Origin of the sequence: Enterobacter sp. 940_PEND, from assembly GCF_001059415.1 — a bacterium.
GTDB lineage: Bacteria > Pseudomonadota > Gammaproteobacteria > Enterobacterales > Enterobacteriaceae > Enterobacter > Enterobacter cloacae_M.
In genome coordinates, this window is the sequence record NZ_JUMS01000034.1 from 1 (window position 1) to 5,435 (window position 5,435).

Sequence of the window (5,435 nt, forward strand, 5' to 3'; positions counted from 1 at the left end):
TTTCAGCGGGTAGTATAGCGTAAAGAGATGTAAATCTGCCAGAGGTCACATTTTTGACGCTTAAGTACCGTTAAGTGTTGTGTTTGGGAATTGATGGGAACCATTCTCATTTGAAGAGGGTTTTCATGCAATCTTTACCAGATCTTTATCCAATCTTTATACAGCGAAATGTTCGTTTCTTAGACAGAACAGCTTCCTCTGAACGCTCTTTTATGTGGCAGCGTCGATTAGCTGGGAAACTTCTTCGGGTTAGCCTACGCACCCAGGACAGAAGTGTGGCTCAGTATCGTGCTGTAAAGCTCACTGAAGCCTTTATAAGGCTCTCTCAGCTAATGGGGAATACAAATCCACTATTGATTCGTGAAACGCTTCTAAAGGCCAGAGATAAGCAAATAGAGGATGAATTTTTATCCGCCGTCTCTGTATGTCATGTCTCGCCGCATCCAGTAATACAAGAAAAGAGCATTTCCCCTCTCTTGTCATCAGTACTTAATGAGTGGCTTGAGGAGATGAGTTCTGATTGGGCGAAGAGTACCAAAGTGCTTAATGAGAGAACGGTAAATGGTTTCCTGGAATGGTGTGGGGATATCCCAGTAGATTCAGTTACGAAAAAGACGGTGAGTACTTATAAAAAGTTTCTTGATAAGTCGGGTAAGTCACCTCGATCCAGACAAGATGCCATCATTAAGGTTTCTGCTATGTTCAATTTCGCTATGAAGCAACGCGATTACATCGCGAAGAATCCTTTTTTGGGGATGAACTATAAGAATGTTGAAAATGTGAGTGTTAAAACGGGTGTTTCATTAAGGGAGCATCAAAAAATAATTTCTTCTGAGCATGTTGTCAATACCAGATCCTTATGGTGGTTACTAAATCTACTTTTTTACACAGGAGTACGTATCGGTGAGGCGATCCAAATCTCTTCAAATGATTATATTGAGAAAGAAGACCAAGGAATACTCATCAAATGTATCAGCATTAATGATGCTGGTACTAAAACCGTTAAGAATAATGAGTCAATTCGCGATATACCTTTAAGTGATAGTCTTCTTAAAGCTGGTATATGGGAAGAGAAACCAATATATCATTGGGTTAATAATTCATCTGCAAGTAATGCCGTAAGCAAGGCTTTCAAAAAAGTAGGCATGAAACATACAGCACATGACTATAGATATGGCTTGTCAGATCGATTGAGAGATCTTCAAGAAGTACCAGACCATATAAGATTCTCGATACTTGGACATGCTCATCGAACAATGACAGATAGAACATATCGAAGTAAACAACCACTTTTCAAATGAAACAAGTTATTGACCGCATCTAACCAATATGATTTTTTCATGATGAAAAAATGGGACGAATGAATTATATGTAATACAATTTAAATTCACTTCTTTAGTGTTTAATCACGCCGCTTTGATAGTGTAAAGCGGTGGTGATTTTTTATAGCCATTAATTCCTATTTACAATAATATATCACTTATGCACTAATTGTTACTACAAACCAGTGCCGAAAGATAGCAATCTTAGATGTAATGATTTGATGTTCTTGGTTGTATTATATACAGATTGCTTATACAGAGAGTAATAGTCCACTTCAGCAACTATTTTATTTGAATATATTTTAAAGGTGAAAGTGATGGATTGTTAACAAAATGCACGAGACTGAAAATATGAGTGTCGTAATGGTTAATGAAAAGAATCCTCATTCAATTAAAAATACAGCACCTAAATACTAATGACTAAAACGACAAAAGGTCAGACATTGCAGCATCTGACCTTTCTAAATGAAGCGTAAAAACAAGGAAGTATTATTATTTATATTTCCTTAACTAGAACCAAAACAATAATCAATAAAAGGAAGTATAAAAATGGCACCACGCTTAAAAACACACGACAACAGAAATGTAATGAATTATCTGAAAGATAAGTCATATAATAAAAGAACTCCAAAGAAGGTTAAGGCAGTTGTTGAATCCGTAACTGATAAGGATAAATTTCATAATGCTAAAGGTGGAAATTCATTATATCTATTTGAAGCATTGAAGAGAGTTCCAGATCTAACGAATACAGAGGTAGGTAAATGCATTAATGATTTCAGGCTAGAAATACTACTGAATCAGTTAAGAGGTAAATTAGAACATAATGAAATAAAATATATTCATTCAAATAGATATGATTCTGATGGTTTTGTGAATATACAATTTCTAAAGTATTACAGTAGTGATTTTGAAGGGTTTGAATTATTAGGTTCTACAAGTATAAAGAACTACGGAAAAGCAGCAAGAGATGCTTCAAAACTATTAGAAATGAAAATCAATGTTCCAGTACTGGATGATAGTATAAAACAGTACCTTGATGATTTAATAAAGAAAGGTATTGATAAGAAATTAATAATTGATTATCTTAAGAAAAAAAAGACCTAAAAGTATCTTGAGGTGGTGGCCTATTAGTGAATGAAAACCCGCTTATAATGCCGCATGGAGAGGATAGGCCACCTTATAAAGATAAACCATCAAGATGTTTTTTAAGAAGAAACTTACATAGATGAGCAGCGGCACGAATTTAAAGTTTGAAGGCCTTCGCTCGTACCTCGCAAAGTCCTTAAAAATTCATATTGGTTAGAAACTTGCTTTTTTTTCGTGATTTCCTTCAGAAACCCCTCAAAAAAACACCCGTTTGTTTCTCCCTTTGGTCGGTAAGAAATACTGTCCTACGGAATTCATACTACCTGGGGAGAAAGCAACTTTCGGAGTTAGAAAGTCAAGGGATTGGAAGGCTAAAGCCATTACTTCACAAGGTATTTCAGTACTGAACCAACAGAGCTTCGCTCATGTGTTTGTCTTTATACTGATTGCGAAGACAATTACAAAATGAATAGGTCGCCCTGCCGCATTGACGGACATCAATCAAGGACAAAAGCGAGTTAACTGCTTGAAGCCATGAGCGAAGCAAACTTATTCGGGTAGTTAGTAAGAGTGATCATGCAGTGAGTACTTGATAGTTATCTAATTGTTATATACACGATTATTGTTTTGTCAGTACGTACATAACTTTCTGTTATTTCATTACTTATTATACTACTGATTCCTTTGTGTACTTAGTGGGGTATCCGCAGTTTCAGTTACTGGAAAAGCACTATCAGTACTGTACAGAGCGAAGCGACCCCGATCCGATCTGTCCCCCTTCATGATGGTGTTCCCGACAAAACGCACAGGAACCCCCTGAACGCGTTTTCATTACTTGCATAACAGCGACGTACAAAATCCCATAAAACGGCGTAGCAATGTTTTAAGAGCGTTTGAATGATGGGATAACAAGTATTCATCGTACTGAAATCAGACACATAACTCATTTCACGAATCACGAATCCGCTTGATCGATTTTACCTATTGATTTGTCTTGAATTAATAGTTGTTGATAGATTTAAACGATCAATTTATACAATATTGATCGTTAATATCGATCGATGTTATGTGTACGTGTTACTCTTGCGTACCTGAATACGGATGGTTCCAAATCCGTACTTTTTGGCCTGAAAGGAGCCACAAACAGTGAGAGTGGTACAACTGATTATCTATAGACTTTGGGAGGATTTCTTTTGAGAGAAATACCTAAAGTCAAACGAATTATTGCCGATTATCAAAATGGAACGAACCATCTGACTTGGAAAAATTTTAAAGGATAATTACAGTGAATAAATTTTTAAAAATAGGAGTTTATTGCATTTGGGGAGTATTTTTATTCCTTGCGTCAATGGAGAAATTTGGTGATCTTTTCGCAGTCGGAACTGGTTTCTGGTCAGTCATAATGCTTATTGTCGCTGGATTGTGCCAGCTATTGGCAAGTACTGCCGCGATCGGCTGGGCTGTTATGGGTTCCGGTACGCTTAAAGAGAAGTACTTACCTTATAAATTCGTCAATAACTATACGGTTCCTGTACTGATTATCGGACTTGCTATCACGGCAAGTGCAGCCCGTTCCTCGAGTGATGAAGCGAGTGCACAAAAACTCGGTTTTAAGGACGGCAGAGAGTTTTCTCACGCCCGTGAAAATAACATTACCAATACTGCTGATTATGCAAAATACCAGGCAGAGCAGAAAGCTAAAGCAGAAGCAAAAGCCGCTCAGGATGCAGTTCTTGCAGCAGAGAAGGAACAAAAGGCAAAAGAGGAAGAGATTGAATGCATGCGTAGTGATAATCCCGAATGCTATATATCGAAACATGAACGAGGGGAATATGTATGTGAAAAAGCTGTCGAAGATTCTGCAAAGTACGATTTTAAGTGGACTGATGGAATTACTGAGGCAAAATTCTCAAACCTTAGTTGGTTCGATAAAGACAGAAAATTAGTGACTCTTTACGGGCATCGGGCACAGGCCCAAAATGGGTTTGGTGCGTTTAAAAACATTCAGTATTCCTGTACCTATAATGCTGATACTGGCGAAGTATTAAACGTTGATCTTCAGTAAGGAAAATTAAAATGAAAAATACGACTATTGCGGCCCTTCTGTTTGTCAGTACTTTTAATGTAATGGCTGCTGTACCTGATGGGAAAATAGAAAAGCCATTTTCTTTTAATAACGAGGTTGTTTGCTTAAAGGAAATTCAGGAACAAATGACACCTTATCTGAGGTCATTTGAAGAGGAAGGCGGGGTTAAGTACAAATACATTATTAAATCAGGTCTGTCCTATAAAGACACTATAGGACTACGGTTACAGATCAACCGTGTGGATTCAGGACTGAATGACAGGGTTGCAGATCTGGATTATTACTGGTTACAGGAACGCGGTAGCATGTGCGAGCCAGCTTACATGGTTCTCAATCGTATTAGTTGAATATAAGTTGAGAGGCCATTAAGTTGGCCTCAATTAATATTAATCCTCACCAATAATGGATATTTGCTTAAGGTAGAATGTAGAAAGTTTCTTTTCTTTTTCTTTATCAATACTTCTGACAAAGGATAATATGCCTTTTATGATTTCATGTTTGTTTGAAACTTCATTTCTTACTAAATCGTAAATTCTTTTCCTGTAGACACAATAATCTTTTTTGCTAATGGTTATTTTAGGTGTGACGGTTAATCCTGTAACTTCTCGACGAACTTTAGGCCCAAGAAATTTTTCTTTTTTTGAGTTTATAGTAAAACCTTCGTCGCTAATTATTTCTTTTATTAAATAGGAGGACTTCTGTAAAATTAAAATCTTGTTTCCTGATATGCAAAGATCATCAGCATAACGTGTATATGTTAATGCACGTTTTTTACAATACGTAGACAAACGGTGATCAAGTCTTAAACAAACAAGATTAGATAAGGCGGGTGACGTTGGAGCACCTTGAGGTAAATAACCCTCTTTTGTACAAAAGGATGTAAGGATAAATGCGGTAATGACTCCAACTTACTGATAGTGTTTTATGTTCAGATAATGCCC

The 5,435-nt window shown here is 36.8% G+C and carries 5 protein-coding genes; 4 read left to right on the forward strand and 1 reads right to left on the reverse strand.

The annotated features are described in order from the left end of the window. The first annotated feature begins 125 nt into the window (after window positions 1-125). From ADJ24_RS05195 to ADJ24_RS05210, 4 genes are all read left to right on the forward strand, one after another. Window positions 126-1,301: a tyrosine-type recombinase/integrase gene (locus ADJ24_RS05195; protein ID WP_023310163.1), complete on the forward strand. Its 1,176-nt coding sequence runs from the start codon at window positions 126-128 to the stop codon at window positions 1,299-1,301. Between the two features lie 570 nt (window positions 1,302-1,871). Continuing rightward, window positions 1,872-2,426 carry a hypothetical protein gene (locus ADJ24_RS05200; protein WP_023310164.1) on the forward strand — a complete coding sequence of 185 codons (555 nt, stop codon included), beginning with the start codon at window positions 1,872-1,874 and terminating at the stop codon, window positions 2,424-2,426. Between the two features lie 1,267 nt (window positions 2,427-3,693). Continuing rightward, a complete protein-coding gene (locus ADJ24_RS05205) occupies window positions 3,694-4,473 on the forward strand; it encodes a hypothetical protein (protein WP_023310165.1) in 780 nt (259 codons plus the stop codon). A gap of 11 nt (window positions 4,474-4,484) precedes the next feature. After that, window positions 4,485-4,841, forward strand: a complete 357-nt coding sequence (locus tag ADJ24_RS05210) for a hypothetical protein (protein ID WP_023310166.1) — start codon at window positions 4,485-4,487, stop codon at window positions 4,839-4,841. Between the two features lie 39 nt (window positions 4,842-4,880). Here the strand turns inward: ADJ24_RS05210 and ADJ24_RS23915 are convergent, their stop codons facing one another. Continuing rightward, window positions 4,881-5,393: a reverse transcriptase family protein gene (locus tag ADJ24_RS23915; protein ID WP_342585444.1), complete on the reverse strand. Its 513-nt coding sequence runs from the start codon at window positions 5,391-5,393 to the stop codon at window positions 4,881-4,883. Window positions 5,394-5,435 lie beyond the last annotated feature (42 nt).